We start from the raw sequence: 20,156 nt of genomic DNA, 5'->3' as shown, positions 1-20,156 counted from the left end.
CCCGAGGTGTCCGACCCCATTCGGGCGCGATGTCAACGGCGGGGGTAGGCCTGTGTCAGGAGAATCTCACCCTTGACCGGAGGAGCAGCCCCCTCACACGCGGCGTCGACGACGTAGGCCTGCACGCGGGTGACGTCGGTGGCGTGCGGATGTACGAGGAGGAAGGCTTTCTTGCCGTCGTACGTCCCCTCCTCCGCGGCGATCGGCACGGTGTTGCGGCCGGTGCCGTCCTGGACGCACTGCGGCACCGGCACGTCGGCTTTCCGCAGGGGGGTGTGGGACTCGATGCCCATGGAGGGGTCGTTCTCGGTCGTCGTCTCGCCCTGGGACATCGGCTGTTTGGCGATCAGGCTGTGGACCCGGTCCTCGAGGGCGGTCGCGGAGAACGTGGGACCGGTCTTCTTCGTGGAGGAGGCGCTCCTGTCGGCGGAGGCGTCCTTGCTGTCCGGTGACTGGAGCGTCTGCACCAGGAGCGCGCCGAGGCCGAGGGCGGCCGTACCGAACACGGCGCCGATGAGGGCAGTGCGTCGGCGGTGCTTTGCCTTGCCGTTCCGGCCGGGCCCGGTGGCTGCGCGGGGGCGGCCGGCGGGGCGGTCCGCTGCGGGGGCGGGTTCGGCGGGATGCGGTGCGGGCGTTGTTTCACGTGAAACAGGCGCGGTCTCTTCGGGCGACGTGGAGTCGAGGAGCGCTTCGGCGGCCAGGGCAGCGTCGATGCGGCCTGCGACATCGGCAGGCATCCGGTGTGCGCCGGGCAGAGCGCCGAGGAGTCCGCGGATCTCGTTCAGAGAGGTTTGTACGTCGGTGCACAGCGCGCACTCGTCGAGATGCCGGCGTACTTCCGCCGTGCGGGAGGGCGACAGAAGGCCCTCGGCGAGGTCGGAGATCTCCGAGACGTCCGGATGCTGAGTCGTGCCGGCCGTCGATGTCATGCGCGCCCACCTCCGCCCTTCACAGCAGCAGAACCACTTGGTCCCGCGTCCCTTGGCCCTGCGTTCTTCGGTCCCGACGCCGGTGGGACGGATGTCCCGGGCGTCCGGTTCCTTCCCCCGCTGACCTCCTCGCTATCCCCTCCACCCGTGCGCAGATGAGTGAGAAGCGGCAGCAGCCGGGCACGGCCACGCGCACAGCGGCTCTTCACTGTCCCGGTCGGTACATCGAGCACGCGGGCGGCCTCCGCCACCGGGTAGCCCTGCATGTCCACGAGTACCAGCGCGGCCCGCTGCTCGGGTGGCAGGGTGGCCAGGGCGCCGATGAGCTCTCTGTGGAGGTCCTGGCGTTCCGCGGGGGCCTCGGCGGACTCGTGGGGCTCCAGGAGCTGGTCCAGGCGCTCCGCGTCGTCGACCGGCGCGGTCCTGCGGGACGCTGCCTTGCGTGCGCGGTCGAGGCAGGCGTTGACGGTGATGCGGTGCAGCCAGGTCGTGACGGCGGACTGGCCACGGAAGGTGTGGGCGGCGCGGTAGGCGGACACCAGGGTGTCCTGGACCGCGTCAGCGGCTTCCTCGCGGTCGCCCAGCGTGCGCAGGGCCACCGCCCACAGCCGGTCGCGGTGGCGCCGTACGAGCTCACCGAAGGCGTCGGGGTCGCCCTTGACGTGACGGGCCAGGAGATCCTGGTCGCTTGTGTCGCTGAGCGCGGCATCGTCCAACGGTGAGCTCCCTCCCCCTGGTGTACCGGTCAGCCTGTGACCCTGATCTCCGAGATTCCGCCCCGGAAGCGGTCGGCCGATCCGTCGGTCGGCAGAGACGTGATGTGGATCAGGATGTACCGAGTGCGGACCGGCTTGTCGAGTGTGGCTTCCAGCTTGCCTTCTGCCGGCTCGAGTTTGGTCATCCGCTGCGAGAAATCGGAGAGGGTGGCTGGATCCGAGGCGTCTTCGCCGGCGGCCAGTACTTCGAGGGTCTGCCCGCTGCGGTACATGTCGATGCCGATGCCGGACACGTCCTTGACGCTGCCGAGATCGACGATGATTCCGCTGCCGTCCTTGCGCTGCGGAAGGTTGCCGAAATTGGCGAAATCGCGGTACTGCCCGGTGATCCAGGCGGTGCCGGTTTCGCCGTCGATGCTGTTCGGTACGCCCTCCGGCTCTATCCCGGAGCCGTTCGGGGCGAACACCGTGGCGTCGGCGATGTGCAGCGGCTTGGGATCCGACTTCTTGGGCGCCTTTTCGTCGCTCGGCTGCGAGGTCTTCGTGTCGCCGGTGTCATTGCCGCGGTCCAGGAGCGTGTCCGCGAGCTGCCAGCTGCCGAGGCCCAGCGCGGCGATGAGCAGCGCGGCCACGCCCCACTTGAGGGCTTTCCCGGTGCGGCTCTGGAGGGGCCGGGGGGGTACGGCCGTGACGGCCTGCGTCGGGGGCAGCCCCGCGTGCGGGCCCGGCCTGCCGTAGGTGCCCTGCTGGTAGGTGGTGCGCTGGTACTCGGGCAGCGCCGTGAAGGTGGGCTCCGGCGGGCGGATGCGGGGCATCGCGGCGACGGCCTTGGCCAGCTCGTCGGGGGTGGTGCAGGGCGGTTCCTGGCGGGAGGCGGTGGCGCCGTCGTTGACCAGGGCCCGCATGGCGAGTTCCGACAGGCCCCGGTGGATGCCGGCCCGTACCTGGTCCGGAGGGATCAGTCCGACGCCCTTGGGCAGCCCGGACAGGCCGTAGGCGTCCCGCTCGTAGGGCCAGCGCTGCGTCAGGGCCGCGTACAGCAGCGCACCGATCGCCTCGGTGTCGGTGCGCTGCGGGCGGTCGGAGGTGATGCCGCGCAGGGCGGCGTTGACCGCGAGACCACGGATCCGGTACTGGCCGGAGGAGGTCCGCAGGATGGCGCCCGGGGTGAGCCTGAGGTGGGCCAGGCCCTCGCGGTGTGCGGCGGCCATGGCCTGGGAGATCTGGCTGACGAGCTGGTACGCCTCGTGGGCCTCCAGCGGACCCGCGGCGAGCATCGCCGTGAGTTCGGTGGCGTCGGGAAGCCACTCGTGGACGACGTAGACGAGATCGTTCTCCTCCACCGCGTCCAGGACCTGTACGAACCGGGGATCGCCGAGCAGCGCCGACGAGCGGGCCGCGGCGAGCACGGACCTGGCCCGCGGGTGTTCCGCGGGCAGCAGGTGCACGCCCACGGCGCGGCGCAGTTTCTCGTCGACCGCGCGCCAACTGCTGAAACCGTCCAGTCGGGTGACGCATTCTTCGAGCCGGTAGCGTCTGGCGAGCTTGTGCCCGCTGTGCAGCTCAGGTGTGGCGATGGGGGGTTCGGCGCCTTGGCGCTCACTGTCCGCGTCGCTCTTGCTGTCGTCCGCTGGCTCCTGGGCTTTTGCCACCCCGTCGGCCGTGGCTTTGTCCGCCTTGGCGGCCAGCGGTTCGTCACCGCTGTTGTCTGCCACGTCGACGGCAGCCGTGCTACGTTCCGCCACCGTCGTTCCTGCCTCCCCATCCGTTGCTGCGCGCTGTTGAACAGCCATGCCAATTGTGCCCACAGTCCGGCGCTATGCACGACACGCGGCGGCCGGTGATGGTTGTGCGGGGCCGCCCGGCCGCTCAGCGTCCGAGGCGTCCGCGCACCATGCCGACCATGGCGTTGAGTTCCACGATCCGCATTCTCTTCGCGGCGAGGAAGAAGACCCCCAGCAGGACGATGCCCCCCGCGACCAGTGCCGCGAGCGACCCGAAGGCGTCGCTGCCCAGGACCCGCATGATGCCGAAGGCCGCGGCGCCGCCGAGGATCGCCGCAGGTACGGAGGCACCGGAGAGCCTGGCGTACGTACGCAGTACGTGCGTGCCGTCCAGGTCGCCCCCCAGCCGGTTGCGCAGGCGCCGCCAGGCCACACCGACGCCGATCGCGTAGGCCAGGCCGTAGGAGGCCGCCATGCCGACCACGGCCCACTGGGCGGGCAGGACGAAATAGCAGGCGGCTGAGGCTGCGGCATTGACGGCGGCGACGATGACGGTGTTGTAGAAGGGTGTGCGCGTGTCCTCGTACGCGTAGAAGCCGCGCAGGACGACGTACTGCACGGAGTACGGGATGAGGCCGAGACCGAAGGCCATCAGAGTGAAGCCCATGGCCTGGGCGCCCTCGTGGCCGGTGGACGCGAACAGCAGGGTGCACATGGGGACGCCGAGCGCGAGGAACGCGAACGCGACCGGGACGATCGCCACGGCCGAGTTGCGCAGGCCCTGGGAGATGTCGTCGCGGACGGCGCCCGGGTCGTTGTCGTGTGCGGCTCGGGAGATGCGGGGCAGCAGGGCCGCCATGACGGAGACCGTGATGATGGCCTGTGGCATGCCCCAGATCAGCTGGGCGTTCGAGTAGGCGAGGATGCCCGCGCCGTCCTTGCCGGACGCCTTGCCCGCCGCGGTGGCGAGCTGGGTGACGACGAGGACGCCGGCCTGGTTGGCGAGGACGAACAGGACGGTCCACTTGGCGAGCTTGACGGTCTTGCCGAGCCCGTGGCCCTTCCAGTCGAAGCGGGGCCGGAAGCGGAACCCGGTCTCGCGCAGGTACGGGATCATCGCCAGGGCCTGGACGGTGAGACCGAGCAGAGTGCCGACACCCAGTAGCTGGACGCCCTCGTCCGGGATGGTCCGCACGCCCATCTGCGATTCGGCGGAGGTGCCGTACACCCAGATGAACAGACCGAACGTGGCGATCATGATGATGTTGTTGAGGACCGGGGTCCACATCATCGCGCCGAACTTCCCGCGGGCGTTGAGGATCTGCCCCATGACGACGTGCACGCCCATGAAGAAGATCGTGGGCAGGCAGTAGCGGGCGAAAGTGACGGCGACGCTGTTAGCCGCCTCGTCGTCGGCGATCGGCACGGACATCAGGCGGATGAGCAGTGGCGCCGCGAAGACCGCGAGGGCCACGATGGCGCCGAGCGCCACCATGACGAGGGTCAGCAGGCGGTTGGCGAAGGCCTCGCCGCCGTCCTCGTCGTTCTTCATCGCGCGCACCAACTGGGGCACGAAGACCGAGTTGAGGCCGCCGCCGACCGTGAGGATGTAGATCATTGTCGGCAGGGTCAGCGCAATGGTGAAGGTGTCACCGAGCAGGGCCGCGCCCAGCGCAGCGGTGATCACCAGGCTGCGTACGAAGCCGGTGAGGCGGGAGACCAGCGTGCCCGCGGCCATCAGCGCGCTCGACTTCAGCACACTGGCCGCGCGCCCGGCGGGCTTCTTGGGCGGCTCGGGGGCCGGCACCGGCTCGGGTGCGGCCGTGGGAGCGGGCTGCCCGGGCGCCTGCTGGTCGCGGTAGAGGTGGGCGAACGCGTCCTGCTGCCCGGGGATCTCCTCGCCCGTCTTCGTGACGAGGTCGTCGACGCCCACGAACTCCGTGGTCGCGGGATTGTCCCCGTACGGCAGATGGCGGGACGGGCCGTCCGGTTCGGGCGGCGGGGTCTGGGCCCATACGTGCGGGTCCGGTGCGTACTGCGGCGCGGCCGGCTGCTGGTACAGCGGCTGCGGCTCCGGGTAGGTGCCCGGCGGCGGCGGGGGGTGCGAGGCGCGGTCGTAGAGCGCCTCCGTCACCGGGTCCTGCGCGGAGGGGTCCTGGGCGCGGTACGGGTCGTGGCTGTAGGCGTCCTGGACATACGGGTCCGGGGTGGCGTAGGGCTCCTGCGCGGACTCGGGATGCTGCGGCGACGGCACATGGCCTGCTGCCGGGGGCTCCGGGGGCACGCCTCGGAAAGGCGCGGTGTCACTCGCGCCCTGTCCACGGTCACCGTCGTACGGCGCGTTCACTGGTGCTCCCCTCGAGCTTCTGTTCCGGCGAGCTGTGCCCCGCTGGGTGTACCGGCGGGGGATCCGGGGACTGTGCCCCGGCAAGACGCTGCATCGCAACCCCACCTCTTCGTCCCCGGCCTACCGGCCACGGCGTAGCTCAACGGTCCACTTTCTCACCTGCGCCCGACGGGTCGCCGCTTTCGGGACCGGTGTCCGGTGTCGGGTCACTCGCCTGCTCGGAGTCGTCACCCTCGCCGCCGCTCCCTTCGGCAGCCTCACGGGCCGCCGCGCGCTTGCGCTGGGAGTACATCCTGATGCCGGCGAGGACGAGCAGCAGCACACCGCCGGCGATGACGAGCATCACGGTCGGGGTGAATTCGTTCACGTCGACCGTGAATTCCATCTCACGGCCGTACGGTGTGCCGTTCTCGGTGTAGAGCTGGGCGATCACCGGGACCGGGCCGTTGGCGTTGGCGGTCGCCGTGAACTTCACCGACTGGCTGTGGCCGCCCGCGACCTTCACCGGACGCTCGGCGACGCTCTGGTCCCCGTCCAGCCTGAGGCGGGTGGGCTTGGTCGACTTGAGCCGCAGCACCAGGTGCTCTACGCCCTGCACCAGCTGGTTCTGGACGGTCACGGGCACGGTCGCGCTGCGCCCCGACAGGGTCGCGTCGGACTTCTGGATGAGCTGCACCTCGTCGGTGAGGCTCACCAGGTAGCTCTGGACCCCGTCGCGGTACTTCTGGGCCTTGCGCTCGCTGCCGCGCCAGGACGTCGACATCGCACGGTTGATCGCGTTGCCGAAGGGGGTGACCACCCGGTCGGGGGCGGTGAGGATCACCTTGAAGTTGTCGAGCTTGCTCTGCGTGGTCCTGATGTCCTGGAACGCCTTGGCCGGAAGCTCCCGCTTGCTCAGTGACCGGGGGTACGAGGCCGGGCCCGGCACGTCGGTCGTGGCACGGGCGTCGGGCTTCGCCTTCGCCGCGGCCACCAGGTCCAGCGGCTGCGACCAGCGCTGCGCGTCGAGGCTGTGCAGGGCGCTCGCCATCGACTGCGCCTGGCTCACGGACGGCAGGCGCTGCGGGGCGACCACGATGCTGCGCTGCTTCTCCTCGTCCTGGAGGGTCACCGCCAGGGTCTGGGCGAGGAATTCCTGTACGGCCAGGGTGGAGTCCCCGGCCTTCGACATGTCGCCCTCGAAGGCGGTCGAGAGCCGGCTGTCGGCGACGACCGCGGTGGTGCCGCCGCCGATCGGCCGGGCCGCGGTGGGCGTGTACGGAAGGCCGCCCGTCTCATGGAGGCTGTCGCTGCGGGCGATCACGTTGTGTGCGCCGGCCGAAGTGGCGACATCGACGACCGACGGGTCGACGGCGCCGTTCACCGGCCACGCGAAGTCGGTGGAGGGCTCTGTGTGGAGGATCGACTTCACGGCGGTCGCGGCGACGTCGGTGGCGCGCCGCAGGTGACTGAGGGAGCCCGGAACGTCCTTGCCGCGGTGTGCCAGCGAGGCCAGGTCGGGGTCGGCGAACGGCAGCGCGACGACCTTCCGGCCCTCCACCGCCTTCTGGAGATCGCTGAGCCACTTGTTGGCCACGGCCTGGTATTTGCCCGCGACGGTCGTTTCACCGTCCTCGGACTTGACCTGGTAGCTCTCCGTCATGGCGTTCACCGTGGCGAGCAGGTCCGGGTCGACGACCCAGGTGACAGGCAGCTCATTGCCGAGCGAGACCAACTGGTTCAGCCGCCCGCCCGGGGCCAGCTCCGCGCCGAGGTTGTCGTTTTCGAAGACCGGGGTCTGCTGCTCGTCCGACCCCGTTTCCGCGGTGAGATGCGTCGAGGAGATCAGCGGCCAGAGATAGGTGAGCTGGGTCCTCTTCTCCGTGGCGTCGGGCTGCCAGGGCAGGAAGGTCTTCTGGATGCCCAGCGTCTGCTCGTACGGGCGGCTGGGGGTCTGTCCCGACAGGGACACCCCGAGCTGGTAGACGCCCTGGTCGTCGAGGTCGAGCTTGTCGACCGGCACGGTGATGCTGAAGTCCTCGCTGATGCCGGCCGGGAGCTTCGCGAATTTCTTCGTGAATTTCCCGCCGAGCTCGGCGGGGGCGCTCCCGTCGGCGTCCCGGCTGTGTTCGGCCGCGGCGTCGATCGCCGTCCTGCTGGAGAGCCGCGGCCCCACGCTGAGCCCGACATGCGCGTCGGTGACAGCTTCCTTGCCCCTGTTGGTGACCGTGCCGGAGACGGTGACCTTGTCCCCCTCCACCGGCGCTCCGGGGGTCAGCGCGTCGAGGGACACATCGACCGTGCGTGAGCCGGTGGCGTCCTCGGCGGCGTGCGCGGGCGCCGGGAGATACACAAGGCCCGCCACCAGAGGGGCGCCCGCGAGCAGCCCTGCCGTGCGCCGCAGCCACCGGCGGGCAGGTGAGGGAACCATCCCCTGAAAGTCTGCCGCCTCGGCCACGCCCACGCCCGTCCCTAGTCTTCGTCTGCTGCCGGTGTTGGTTGTCGGTTCTTGCGTCCACGCATGGTAACGAGGTGCGCTGTGGCGAAGTGCTGCCCACTGCTCCACATGATCGGAAGAGTCTTGTCGGGCGGCAATAAACGGGGAAGCTTCGGCCGGCCGGGGCACGTACCCTTTTCTGTTGTGCCGAACGCCAACGAAGACAATCCCAGTGCCCTGAATCAGGTGCAGCGCCGCGCGGTCAGCGAACTGCTGCGGGTCTCCCCTGTCGCCGACGATCTCGCGCGCCGTTTCCAGGACGCGGGCTTCAGTCTCGCGCTCGTCGGCGGATCGGTCAGGGACGCGTTGCTCGGCCGCCTCGGCAACGACCTGGACTTCACGACCGACGCCCGGCCCGACGACGTACTGAAGATCGTCCGGCCGTGGGCGGACTCGGTGTGGGAGGTCGGGATCGCCTTCGGCACGGTGGGATGCCAGAAGGCGGGCTACCAGATCGAGGTCACGACGTACCGCTCCGAGGCGTACGACAGGACCTCCCGCAAGCCAGAGGTGTCCTACGGCGACTGCATCGAGGACGATCTCGTACGCCGTGACTTCACCGTGAACGCGATGGCCGTCGCGCTGCCGGAGAAGGAGTTCGTCGACCCGTACGGCGGCCTGGAAGACCTTGCGGCCCGCGTCCTGCGCACGCCCGGGACCCCCGAGGAGTCGTTCTCCGACGACCCGCTGCGCATGATGCGCGCCGCGCGGTTCGCTGCTCAGCTCGACTTCGAGGTGGCGTCCGAGGTGGTCGCGGCGATGACGGCCATGGCGGAGCGCATCGAGATCGTCTCGGCCGAGCGGGTGCGTGACGAGTTCAACAAGCTGATTCTTTCCGCGAACCCGCGCAAGGGTCTGCGGCTGCTCGTCGACAGTGGGATCGCCGGATACGTGCTTCCCGAGCTGCCGGCGCTGCGCCTGGAAAGTGATGAGCATCACAAGCATAAGGACGTCTATGAGCACTCGCTGACCGTCCTGGAGCAGGCCATGGGCCTGGAAGAGGGCGAGCCGGACCTGGTGCTGCGGCTCGCGGCGCTGCTGCACGACATCGGGAAGCCCAGGACGCGGCGCTTCGAGCAGGACGGCAGGGTCTCCTTCCACCACCATGAGGTGGTCGGCGCGAAGATGACGAAGAAGCGCATGACCGCCCTCAAGTACTCGAACGACATGATCAAGGACGTTTCGCTGCTGGTGGAACTGCACCTGCGCTTCCACGGCTACGGGACCGGCGAGTGGACCGACTCGGCGGTGCGGCGGTACGTGCGTGACGCGGGCCCGCAGCTGGAGCGGCTGCACAAGCTGACCCGCTCGGACTGCACCACGCGCAACAAGCGCAAGGCCGGCGCGCTCTCGCGGGCGTACGACGGACTTGAGGAGCGCATCGCGCAGCTCAAGGAGCAGGAGGAGCTCGACTCCATCCGGCCCGATCTGGACGGAAACCAGATCATGGACATCCTCGGCATCAGGCCAGGCCCGGAGATCGGCAAGGCGTACAAGTTCCTGCTGGAGCTGCGCCTGGAGAACGGGCCGATGGAACACGACGCGGCTGTCGCGGCGCTCAAGGAGTGGTGGGCCGCGCAGAGCTGAAGTCATGTTTCACGTGAAACATGACGGCGGACGAACGCGGCGAGGGGCGGTGTTTCACGTGAAACACCGCCCCTTGGGCTGCGGCGGGTGCGGCCCGGGAATGCGCTGCGCATACGAGTGTGGGACGCGCGCACGCTATGGGACGCCTCCAACTCGCTTCCAGCGGAGCAAAGTTGCGGCGACCACCGCGTAGATGACAGCGACCGTGACCACCAAAGGAGCCGAGCGGCCGTCGGCGGGCAGTATCACCGCCGCCGTTGCCGCAGCACCCACGAAGGCGACGTTGAACAGCACGTCGTAGATCGAGAAGACCCGCCCGCGATACGCGTCGTCGACCGACGACTGCACCACCGTGTCCGTGGTGATCTTCGCGGCCTGTGTCGTGAGGCCGAGCACGAAGGCGGCGATCATCATCGGTACGGGCAAGAAGGGCAGCGCGAGGCCCGGTTCGAGTACGGCGGCCGACGCCGCGCACATGACCATCCACCCGTACGGTCCCAGCCGCCCCACCGCCCAGGGCGTCAGTACCGCGGCCGCGAAAAACCCCGCCCCGGAGAACCCGGCGGCGATCCCGAGCAGCGCCAGACCCTCGGACCCTCCCTCCTGTCCGTCGGACCAGGCGTACCGGGCCAGCATCAGCACCATGACCGTCAGCGCGCCGTAGCAAAAGCGCATCAGCGTCATCGCGGCCAGCGCGCGTGCCGCGGGTGGGCGCTGTGACAGGTGCCGCATGCCGTCGGCGAGGCCCCGCACCGTGGAGGCCAGGGCGGCCCCCAGCCGAGGCTGTACCTGATCGGGATCGGGACCGAGCAGTTCGCGGCCCATGCGCAGCGACGACAGGGCGGCGCTGAGATAGAGGGCTGCCCCCAGCAGCACCACCACCGCGTCGGAGTGCGAAGCCACCAGTCGCACCGCGAAGGCGAGGCCGCCGCCCGCGGTGGCGGCGAGCGTACCGGCGGTCGGGGACAGCGAGTTGGCCATGACCAGGCGGTCGGCGTCCACGACACGTGGCAGCGCGGCCGAGAGGCCGGACAGCACGAATCGGTTGACGGCGGTGACGGACAGGGCCGAGGCGTAGAAGAGCCAGTCGGGCACGGACGCGAGGATCAGCAGCGCCGTGCCGCAGGCGAGCACCGCCCGCAGCAGGTTGCCGTACAGGAAGACCTGCCGGCGCTGCCAGCGGTCGAGCAGCACACCCGCGAACGGGCCGACCACCGAATAGGGCAGCAGCAGTACGGCCATCGCAGAGGCGATCGCGCCGGGTGAGGTCTGTTTCTCGGGGGAGAAGACGACGTACGCGGCGAGCGCGACCTGGTACACGCCGTCCGCGCACTGCGAGAGCAGCCGGACCGTCAGCAGGCGGCGGAAGTCGGTCAGGCGCAGGAGTACGCGCAGATCACGTACGACGGGCATGCGAGCAAGGGTCACACACGTCGAGGGTCCCCGGGCGGATTGCCCGGGGACCCTCGACGATCGGCATGCGCTGGAGCTTCAGGCGCAGCAGCCCGAACCGGCGGAGCTTTAGCGCTCGACCTCACCCTTGATGAACGCCTCGACGGCGCGGTGGGCCGCGTCGTCGAAGTACTGCACCGGCGGGGACTTCATGAAGTACGAGGACGCGGAGAGGATCGGGCCGCCGATGCCGCGGTCCTTGGCGATCTTCGCGGCGCGCACGGCGTCGATGATGACACCCGCGGAGTTCGGGGAGTCCCAGACCTCGAGCTTGTACTCCAGGTTCAGCGGAACGTCACCGAAGGCACGGCCCTCGAGGCGCACGTACGCCCACTTGCGGTCGTCGAGCCAGGCCACGTAGTCCGACGGGCCGATGTGGACGTTGTCGGCGCCCATGTCGCGGTCGGGGATCTGCGAGGTGACGGCCTGCGTCTTCGAGATCTTCTTGGACTCCAGGCGCTCACGCTCGAGCATGTTCTTGAAGTCCATGTTGCCGCCGACGTTCAGCTGCATCGTGCGGTCCAGGACGACGCCCCGGTCCTCGAACAGCTTCGCCATGACGCGGTGCGTGATGGTGGCGCCGACCTGCGACTTGATGTCGTCGCCGATGATTGGGACGCCCGCCTCGGTGAACTTGTCCGCCCACTCCTTGGTGCCCGCGATGAAGACGGGGAGAGCGTTGACGAAGGAGACCTTGGCGTCGATGGCGCACTGCGCGTAGAACTTCGCGGCGTCCTCGGAACCGACGGGCAGGTAGCAGACGAGGACGTCGACCTGGCGGTCCTTGAGGGTCTGGACGATGTCGACCGGCGCCTCGGCGGACTCCTCAATGGTCTGGCGGTAGTACTTGCCCAGACCGTCGAGGGTGTGGCCGCGCTGAACGGTCACGCCGCTGTTCGGCACGTCGCAGATCTTGATGGTGTTGTTCTCGCTGGCGCCGATGGCGTCCGCGAGGTCGAGGCCGACCTTCTTGGCGTCGACGTCGAACGCGGCGACGAACTCGATGTCACTCACGTGGTAGTCGCCGAACTGCACGTGCATGAGACCCGGCACCTTGCCCGCCGGGTCGGCGTCCTTGTAGTACTCGACGCCCTGCACCAGCGAGGCGGCGCAGTTGCCCACGCCGACGATGGCTACGCGAACCGAACCCATTGGCGGTTGCTCCCTGTGTTCTCGACGAGGCCTGCGGATGTGCAGGGCCTCACTTGACGGTGTCGTCGGACGGATCCGGACCGGTGTCGTCCCGGTGCCGGGGCAGGCCGTCCGTCTCTCCAGATGTGGTGTCGTGACGAGCCGGGTCACCGGGGTCGGATCGTCGCTGATCCCGCCCCGCCCGCTCGCTCTCGATGAGCTCGTTCAGCCAGCGCACTTCGCGCTCCACGGACTCCATGCCGTGCCGCTGCAGCTCAAGCGTGTAGTCGTCCAGGCGCTCGCGGGTACGGGCCAGGGAGGCGCGCATCTTCTCGAGACGCTCCTCCAGCCGGCTCCGGCGGCCCTCGAGCACCCGCATCCGCACCTCGCGCTCCGTCTGTCCGAAGAAGGCGAAACGGGCAGCGAAGTGCTCGTCCTCCCACGTATCGGGCCCGGTGTGGGAGAGCAGCTCCTCGAAGTGCTCCTTACCTTCGGCCGTCAACCGGTAGACGATCTTCGCCCGGCGTCCCGCGAGCGAAGCGGCGAGCGCGTCCTCGGGAGCGCTGCCGGGCTCTTCGATCAACCAGCCGTTTGCGACGAGCGTCTTGAGGCAGGGGTAGAGCGTCCCGTAGCTGAAGGCGCGGAAGATCCCCAGCGAGGTGTTGAGCCGCTTGCGCAGCTCGTAACCGTGCATCGGGGACTCGCGCAGCAGGCCGAGCACGGCGAATTCGAGGATGCCTGAGCGCCTGCTCATCCTTCGCCTCCTCAGTCGCCGACGTCCTTATGCCGAGCTGATGTATCGACTCGATACATCCAGACGATAGAACGACCGTGCCGATGGGACAAGAGGGGCCATGGTGAACGGCGTCACATCACCAATTCGATGCACGCAACTTGCCTGATTTGGGGTGAACATCGGCACTGGGTGGGTTTTGACCGTGCGTAGTCTGTGCGGCATGCAGACCACCGGGAACCAAGTGACGCCAGGGAGCGTCCTCGTCCTGGATGCACATGAGGCCGTACGGACGAGCCCGGCCCCGGGCTGGTCCGTACTTCGGGGGGACCGGAACTCACCTGCCGCTTCCAGGCGATCTCGCCTGCCCGAGGAGTAGTCGTTCGATGAGCGAGCACCGTCGCAAACCGTCGCAGCCGCAGGACGGAGGACGTGCCGCGGCCCGGCGAGCCGCCCAGCAGCCATCAGGCCGCCGCGCGGCCCCCACGCGGGACACCCGCAGCACCACTGAGATGTCGTCCGGTTCGTACGGAGAGGAACGTCCGCCCGGCGGCAGAGCGGAAGCGCGCCGTGCCGCCCAGCGCGGGGCGTCGGGCGGCTCGCGCCGGCGCGGCGCGGAGCCTGCGGGCCGCGGCTCGGCGCGGGGGCGCCGCGGAGGCCCGCCGGACAACGACCGCTTCATCAACTACCCGCGTTCGGACAGATACGGGTGGCGACGGTTCGTGCCGTCCTGGAAGCTGGTCGGCGGCACCTGCCTGGGGTTCTTCGCGATCATGGTCGCCGGGGCCGGAGTGGCCTTCGCATGGGTTGACACCCCCAACCCGCAGAAGATGGCCCAGGCGCAGAACAACGTCTTCTACTGGGACGACGGTACGCAGCTTGCCGCCACCGGTGGCCAGCGCAACCGCCAGAACGTCACCATCGACAAGATTTCAGAGTCGATGCAGGACGCGGTGATCGCAGCAGAGAACGCTTCCTTCGACACCGACTGGGGCGTCGACCCCATGGGCATCGCCCGGGCCGTCGTCAACATGGCCAAGGGCGGAGAGACGCAGGGCGGCTCAACCATCACCCAGCAGTACGTGAAGAACACGTACCTGGAGCAGGACCAGACAATGAAGCGCAAGTTCACCGAGCTCTTCATCTCGATCAAGGTCGGCGCGACGGTGGACAAGGACAAGATCCTTGAGGGGTACCTGAACACCGCGTACTTCGGCCGCGGCGCCTACGGAATCCAGGCCGCGTCCCAGGCGTACTTCGGCGTGGACAGCGACGAGCTGACCGAAAGTCAGAGCGCCTTCCTCGCGGCACTCCTCAAGGGGCCGAACCTCTTCAACCCCGACGGCGGCATTGGTGACAACGCCAGCCAGGAACAGAACACCGAGCGCGCCAAAGACCGCTGGTCATGGATCCTCGACCGCGAGGTCGAGGTCGGCCGGATGACGCCGGCTGAGCGGGACAAGTGGAAGAAGTCCGGGTTCCCCAAGCTCAAGGACTCCGACCAGGCCACTGGCCTCGGTGGCCAGAAGGGCTACCTGGTCGAGACCGCCAAGAAGTACGTGATGAAGCAGACCGAGATCACGCCGGAGAAGCTCGAGCTCGGCGGTTATCGCATCTACACGACCTTCGACAAGGACAAGGTCAAGGCGATGGAGACAGCGGTCAACAAGACGCGCAAGGAGTTCCTGGACACAAAGGCGCGCCCTGAGAAGGACAAGTTCGTACAGTTCGGCTCGGCCTCGGTGGATGTGAAGTCCGGTGCGATCGTCGCGCTCTACGGCGGCGAGGGCTGGGACAAGAAGCACTTCACCAACAACGCCGACACCTCCGGTGTCCCCGTCGGCTCGACCTGGAAGCCTTACGTCCTCGCCGCGGCCATGGAGCACGGCACGCACAACTCCGGCGGGGAGGGGATCTCGCCGCTGAGCAAGTACAACGGCAACGACATGATCGAGATCAAGTACCCCAGCGGTAACCCGCTCCCCGGCAAGAACGGGCAGCCGTTCCGGCAGAAGAACGAGAGCGACAGGGCGTACGGCTACGTGACGCTCAAGGAAGCGATGGAGAAATCCATCAACACCCCGTTCGCTCAGCTCGGTATCGACGTCGGCCTGAACAATGTGCGCAAGGTCGCGGAGAACACGGGGATCCTGAAGGATTCGATGGACCCCAACAACAACGCCTCCTTCTCCCTGGGCACGTCCACGCCGAGCGCCATCCGCATGGCCGACTCGTACGCGACCTTCGCCGCCTCCGGCAAGCACCACGAGCCCTACTCTGTCGAGAAGGTTCTCTACGACGGCGAGCCGGTAGACGGCTTCGAACCGCCTGTCGGCAAGCGGGTGATGGACCCGGACGTCGCGAACAACGTCACCGATGTCCTGGAGAACGTCATCCAGGGCGACGAGGGCACCGGCACCAAGGCACAGAAGCTGGGGCGCCCCGCCGCAGGCAAGACCGGTACCACCGACAAGAACAAGTCGGCCTGGTTCGTCGGCTACACCCCGCAGTTGTCGACCGCCGTCACCCTGTTCCGTACGGACCCCGAGTCCCGCAAGCTGCTCTCGATGAACGGAACGGGCGGCGTCCCCTCCATCCATGGTGGTGACATTCCTACCGAGGTGTGGACGAACTACATGCGCGACGCTCTCAAGGGAGTGGAAGCGAAGGACTTCCCCGAGGCGCTCCCGATCGGTAAGAAGGCCGACTCGATCGGCGCGCCGTCACCGACGCCGTCCCCCACACCCAGCCAGACCCCGTCCCAGACGCCCTCCGCGACTCCGTCGACCGAGGCACCCTCGCAAACCCCGTCGCCGTCCGTGAGCCCGAGCGAGACCGAGACCTGCAACCCGCTCGACTGGGCTTGCGAGGACAGCGGCGGCAAGGACAACGCCGGTACGGACGCAGGCGGCACCGATACGGGTGGAATGGACGCCGGCGGCACCGACACGGGCGGAACCACCGACGGCGGTACGGCCGACGGCGGGACCACCGACGGCGCCACTACCGACGGCAGCACCGAAGGCAAGCCGGGCAACAGCAACAGCAACGGTGGCCTGTTCGGCGGAGGCGGGGGCGGGGGCTGACGCCACGCCCCACCCCCACCCCCTGACGAGGGCCGTCGCACCCGGTGCGGCGGCCCTCGCCGTATGCACAGCCCTACACCCAGCCGTACGCCCAGCCCGTACGCACAGCCCCGTACGGCAGGATGGCCCCCATGACGAGCGTGCACGAGGACCGGCCCCCAGTACGGCCCACGCATCAGGACAAGGTCGCCGCAGCAGGCAGCGAGCTGATCGGCGGCCCCGTCGGCAGGTGGGCCAGGCAGGGCACCGACCGGCTCACGCCGGTCCGCGTCGTCGCCCTGGTCGCGATCGGCATGTTCGCGCTCGGCATGGTGCAGAAGATCCCCTGTTACGAGTGGGCCTGGTTCCGCGGCACCAGTTCGCAGTACACGCACGCCTGCTACTCCGACATCCCGCACCTGTATCTGGGGCGCGGTTTCGCCGACGGCCTCGTGCCGTATTTCGATCGCTTGACCGGCGACATGCAGTTCCTCGAATACCCCGTCCTGACAGGGCTTTTCATGCAGGTCGCCGCCTGGCTGACCATGCCCTTCGACGGATCCGTACAAGAGCGCGAACAGGCCTACTGGATGGTCAACGCGGGCATGCTGATGGTCTGCGCCGCCATCACCGCCGTCTGCGTCGCCCGTACGCACCGACGACGCCCCTGGGACGCCCTGCTCGTCGCTCTCGCGCCCGCACTCGCCCTCACCGCCACCATCAACTGGGACCTCCTCGCCGTCGCCCTCACCGCCGCCGCGATGCTCATGTGGTCCCGGGGACGCGCGCTGGCCTTCGGCATCCTCATCGGCCTCGCCACCGCCGCGAAGCTCTATCCCGTACTGCTCCTGGGACCGCTCCTCGTGCTGTGCTGGAGGGCCGGCAAGTACCGCGAGTACGGAGCCGCGCTGCTCGGCGCGGCAGGCGCCTGGCTGCTCGTGAACCTGCCCGTCATGATCTTCGCCCCCGAGGGGTGGAAGAAGTTCTACACCTTCAGCCAGGAACGGTCCGTCGACTTCGGCTCCTTCTGGCTGATCATCACGCAGCGCACCGGCAAGCAGCTCGACATCGAAGCCGTCAACGCGTACGCCACGCTCCTGATGGTCGTACTGTGCGCGGGCATCGCCGCACTGACCCTGACGGCGCCCCGCCGGCCGCGCTTCGCCCAGCTCGCCTTCCTGGTCGTCGCCGCGTTCATCCTCACCAACAAGGTCTACTCACCGCAGTACGTCCTGTGGCTCATCCCCCTCGCCGCCCTGGCCCGGCCGCGCTGGCGCGACTTCCTCATCTGGCAGGCCTGCGAGGTCATGTACTACCTCGGGATCTGGATGTACCTCGCGTACACGACCAGCGGCGACAAACAGCGCGGACTGCCCCCCGAGGGCTACCAGCTCGCCATCGCGCTGCACCTGCTGGCCACGCTCTACCTGTGCGCCGTCGTCGTACGCGACATCCTCATGCCCGAACGGGACCCTGTACGGCGCGACGGCTCCGACGACCCCTCGGGCGGTGTCCTCGACGGAGCCGAGGACACCTTCGTCCTGGGGAAGGCGGCACACCCGCCCCGGCATGCCCAGCACCACAGCGAGGGGCCACAGGTGCAATGGGGCAGCACCCGGGCCGGCGGCTGACGCCTGACGCCTGGAGGCTGACGCCGGCGGCTGCTCAGCGGTCGACGATACGGTCGAACTGCGTCGTGGTGTGGCGCAGATGGGCCACCAGCTCCTCGCCCACCTTCGGCTCCTGCGCGTCCGAGGGGACGAACAGGATCGACACCTGCATGTGCGGCGGCTCCGCGAACCAGCGCTGCTTGCCCGCCCACACGAACGGCGCGAGATTACGGTTCACCGTGGCGAGACCGGCACGCGCCACACCCTTGGCGCGCGGCATCACACCGTGCAGCGCCTTGGGCGCCTCCAGTCCGACACCGTGCGACGTACCGCCCGCCACCACCACGAGCCAGCCGTCCGACGCCGCCTTCTGCTGGCGGTAACCGAACCGGTCCCCCTTCGACACCCGGGTCACGTCCAGCACCGCGCCGCGGTACTCCGTCGCCTCGTGGTCACCCAGCCACAGCCGCGTGCCGATACGCGCACGGAAGCGGGTCTGCGGGAACTGCTGCTGCAGCCGCGCCAGTTCGTCCGCCTTCAGGTGGCTGACGAACATCGTGTGCAGCGGAAGGCGGGCCGCCCGCAGCCGGTCCATCCAGCCGATGACTTCCTCGACCGCGTCGGAGCCGTCCATACGGTCCAGCGGCAGGTGCAGGGCGAAGCCCTCCAGCCGTACGTCCTCGATGGCCGCGTGGAGCTGCCCAAGCTCCTCCTCCTTCACGCCGTGACGCTTCATCGAGCTCATGCACTCGATGACGACACGGGCGCCGACCAGGGCGTGCACCCCGTCGACCGACGACACCGAACGCACCACCCGGTCCGGCAGCGGAACCGGCTCCTCACCGCGCCGGAACGGCGTCAGGACGAGCAGGTCACCGCCGAACCAGTCCTTGATGCGGGCCGCTTCGTACGTGGTGCCGACGGCCAGGATGTCCGAGCCGAAACGGGTCGCCTCGTCCGCGAGCCGCTCATGGCCGAAGCCGTAGCCATTGCCCTTGCAGACCGGCACGATTCCCGGGAACTGATCGAGCACGGACTTCTGGTGCGCCCGCCAGCGCGCGGTGTCGACGTAGAGGGTGAGCGCCATGGCCGGTCCGGAACCTTTCTCGTGGCTGCGGTGTATCAGAGGTATGAAGGGAAACGGATTCAGGTGCGGATGCGGGTTCAGGCAGGGATCAGCGGCGCGACATGTACATGTCGAGCGCCTTGTGGAGCATCTTGTTGAGCGGGAAGTCCCACTCGCCGACGTACTCCACAGCCTCCCCACCCGTACCCACCTTGAACTGGATCAGGCCGAACAGGTGGTCCGTCTCGTCGAGCGAATCGGAAATGCCCCGCAGGTCATAGACGGTCGCACCCATCGCGTACGCATCACGCAGCATCCGCCACTGCATCGCGTTCGAGGGCCGGACCTCGCGGCCGATGTTGTCGGAAGCGCCGTACGAGTACCAGACGTGCCCCCCGACGACCAGCATCGTCGCCGCGGACAGGTTCACCCCGTTGTGGCGCGCGAAGTACAGCCGCATGCGGTTGGGGTCCTCGTTGTTGAGGACGGTCCACATGCGCTGGAAGTACGACAGCGGGCGCGGCCGGAAGCGGTCACGCACAGCGGTGATCTCGTACAGCCGCTGCCACTCGGCGAGATCCTCGTAACCACCCTGGACGACCTCGACGCCGGCCTTCTCGGCCTTCTTGATGTTGCGCCGCCACAGCTGATTGAAGCCCTTGAGGACATCGTCGAGCGACCGGTTCGCCAACGGCACCTGATAGACGTAACGCGGCTGTACGTCACCGAAGCCCGCGCCACCGTCCTCGCCCTGCTGCCAGCCCATCTTCCGCAGCCGGTCCGCCACTTCGAAGGCGCGCGGCTCGATGTGCGTCGCCTCGATGTCCCGCAGCCGCTTCACATCAGGGTCCTGAATACCGGCCTTGATGGCCGGCGCGTCCCACCGGCGGATGACCACCGGCGGGCCCATCTTCACGGAGAAGGCACCCTGCTGCTTCAGATGCGCCAGCATCGGCTGCAGCCACTCGTCCAGATTCGGCGCGTACCAATTGATGACCGGACCCTCAGGCAGGTACGCGAGATACCGCTTGATCTTCGGCAGCTGCCGGTACAGCACCAGACCGGCACCGACCAGCTCACCGCCCTTGTCGAACCAGCCCAGGCTCTCCGAACGCCACTCCGTCTTCACATCAGCCCACGCCGGGACCTGGCAGTGGCTCGCCGCAGGCAGGCTCTGGATGTACGCCAGATGCTGCTCTCGGCTAATGGTCCTCAGGGTCAGGCTCATGCGGGGCGCTCCTCGGCAGGTCTGTCCCCATGGGATCAGGGGCTCCGGCTCTCGCGCCGAAGCCTACTGCGCCCATGGAGCGCCCCGTCTGG

The 20,156-nt window shown here is 68.6% G+C and carries 13 protein-coding genes; 3 read left to right on the top strand and 10 right to left on the bottom strand.

Features of this window, described 5'->3' with window-relative positions:
• Positions 1-32: 32 nt before the first annotated feature.
• From J7E91_RS15300 to J7E91_RS15280, 5 genes are all read right to left on the bottom strand, one after another.
• Positions 33-929 carry a zf-HC2 domain-containing protein gene (locus J7E91_RS15300; protein ID WP_214903890.1) on the bottom strand — a complete coding sequence of 299 codons (897 nt, stop codon included), beginning with the start codon at positions 927-929 and terminating at the stop codon, positions 33-35.
• Positions 926-1,645, bottom strand: a complete 720-nt coding sequence (sigM, locus tag J7E91_RS15295) for an RNA polymerase sigma factor SigM (RefSeq protein ID WP_214903888.1) — start codon at positions 1,643-1,645, stop codon at positions 926-928. Before sigM ends, J7E91_RS15300 begins: the two co-directional genes overlap by 4 nt.
• Before the next feature lie 29 nt (positions 1,646-1,674).
• Entirely contained in the window at positions 1,675-3,390 is a 1,716-nt protein-coding gene (locus J7E91_RS15290; RefSeq protein ID WP_214903886.1) for a protein kinase family protein, read from the bottom strand.
• Positions 3,391-3,514: 124 nt separating this feature from the next.
• Positions 3,515-5,716, bottom strand: a complete 2,202-nt coding sequence (gene murJ, locus J7E91_RS15285; RefSeq protein WP_214903876.1) for a murein biosynthesis integral membrane protein MurJ — start codon at positions 5,714-5,716, stop codon at positions 3,515-3,517.
• A 139-nt stretch (positions 5,717-5,855) separates the two neighbouring features.
• A complete protein-coding gene (locus J7E91_RS15280; protein ID WP_214903867.1) occupies positions 5,856-8,153 on the bottom strand; it encodes a DUF6049 family protein in 2,298 nt (765 codons plus the stop codon).
• Positions 8,154-8,336: 183 nt separating this feature from the next.
• On the opposite strand from J7E91_RS15280, the gene J7E91_RS15275 reads away from it, so the two are divergent.
• Positions 8,337-9,779, top strand: a complete 1,443-nt coding sequence (locus J7E91_RS15275; protein WP_214903864.1) for a CCA tRNA nucleotidyltransferase — start codon at positions 8,337-8,339, stop codon at positions 9,777-9,779.
• Positions 9,780-9,914: 135 nt separating this feature from the next.
• On the opposite strand, the gene J7E91_RS15270 is transcribed toward J7E91_RS15275, so the two are convergent.
• The 3 genes from J7E91_RS15270 to J7E91_RS15260 form a co-directional block, all read right to left on the bottom strand.
• The gene (locus tag J7E91_RS15270; protein ID WP_214903861.1) at positions 9,915-11,192 is read right to left on the bottom strand and encodes an MFS transporter; all 1,278 of its coding nucleotides are present in this window, start codon (positions 11,190-11,192) and stop codon (positions 9,915-9,917) included.
• A gap of 108 nt (positions 11,193-11,300) precedes the next feature.
• Positions 11,301-12,383, bottom strand: coding sequence for an inositol-3-phosphate synthase (locus J7E91_RS15265; RefSeq protein ID WP_214903858.1), 1,083 nt, complete (start codon positions 12,381-12,383; stop codon positions 11,301-11,303).
• 49 nt (positions 12,384-12,432) lie between these two features.
• Positions 12,433-13,116: a PadR family transcriptional regulator gene (locus J7E91_RS15260; protein ID WP_028810707.1), complete on the bottom strand. Its 684-nt coding sequence runs from the start codon at positions 13,114-13,116 to the stop codon at positions 12,433-12,435.
• A 365-nt stretch (positions 13,117-13,481) separates the two neighbouring features.
• Between J7E91_RS15260 and J7E91_RS15255 the strand changes: the two genes are divergently transcribed.
• Complete coding sequence (locus J7E91_RS15255) at positions 13,482-16,181, top strand: transglycosylase domain-containing protein (protein ID WP_214903855.1); 2,700 nt, start codon at positions 13,482-13,484, stop codon at positions 16,179-16,181.
• Positions 16,182-16,312: 131 nt separating this feature from the next.
• Positions 16,313-17,791, top strand: a complete 1,479-nt coding sequence (locus J7E91_RS15250) for a glycosyltransferase family 87 protein (protein WP_374224710.1) — start codon at positions 16,313-16,315, stop codon at positions 17,789-17,791.
• A 34-nt stretch (positions 17,792-17,825) separates the two neighbouring features.
• Here the strand turns inward: J7E91_RS15250 and J7E91_RS15245 are convergent, their stop codons facing one another.
• Together J7E91_RS15245 and J7E91_RS15240 are read right to left on the bottom strand one after the other, a co-directional pair.
• Entirely contained in the window at positions 17,826-18,857 is a 1,032-nt protein-coding gene (locus J7E91_RS15245; protein WP_214903849.1) for an alanine racemase, read from the bottom strand.
• 88 nt (positions 18,858-18,945) lie between these two features.
• On the bottom strand, positions 18,946-20,064 hold the full coding sequence (locus J7E91_RS15240; protein ID WP_028810711.1) for a peptidoglycan bridge formation glycyltransferase FemA/FemB family protein: 1,119 nt from the start codon (positions 20,062-20,064) through the stop codon (positions 18,946-18,948).
• Positions 20,065-20,156 lie beyond the last annotated feature (92 nt).

The sequence above is a fragment of the Streptomyces sp. ISL-99 genome (assembly GCF_018614005.1).
Classification (GTDB): Bacteria; Actinomycetota; Actinomycetes; order Streptomycetales; family Streptomycetaceae; genus Streptomyces; species Streptomyces flavidovirens.
This window is presented reverse-complemented; position numbering and strand designations above follow the sequence as displayed.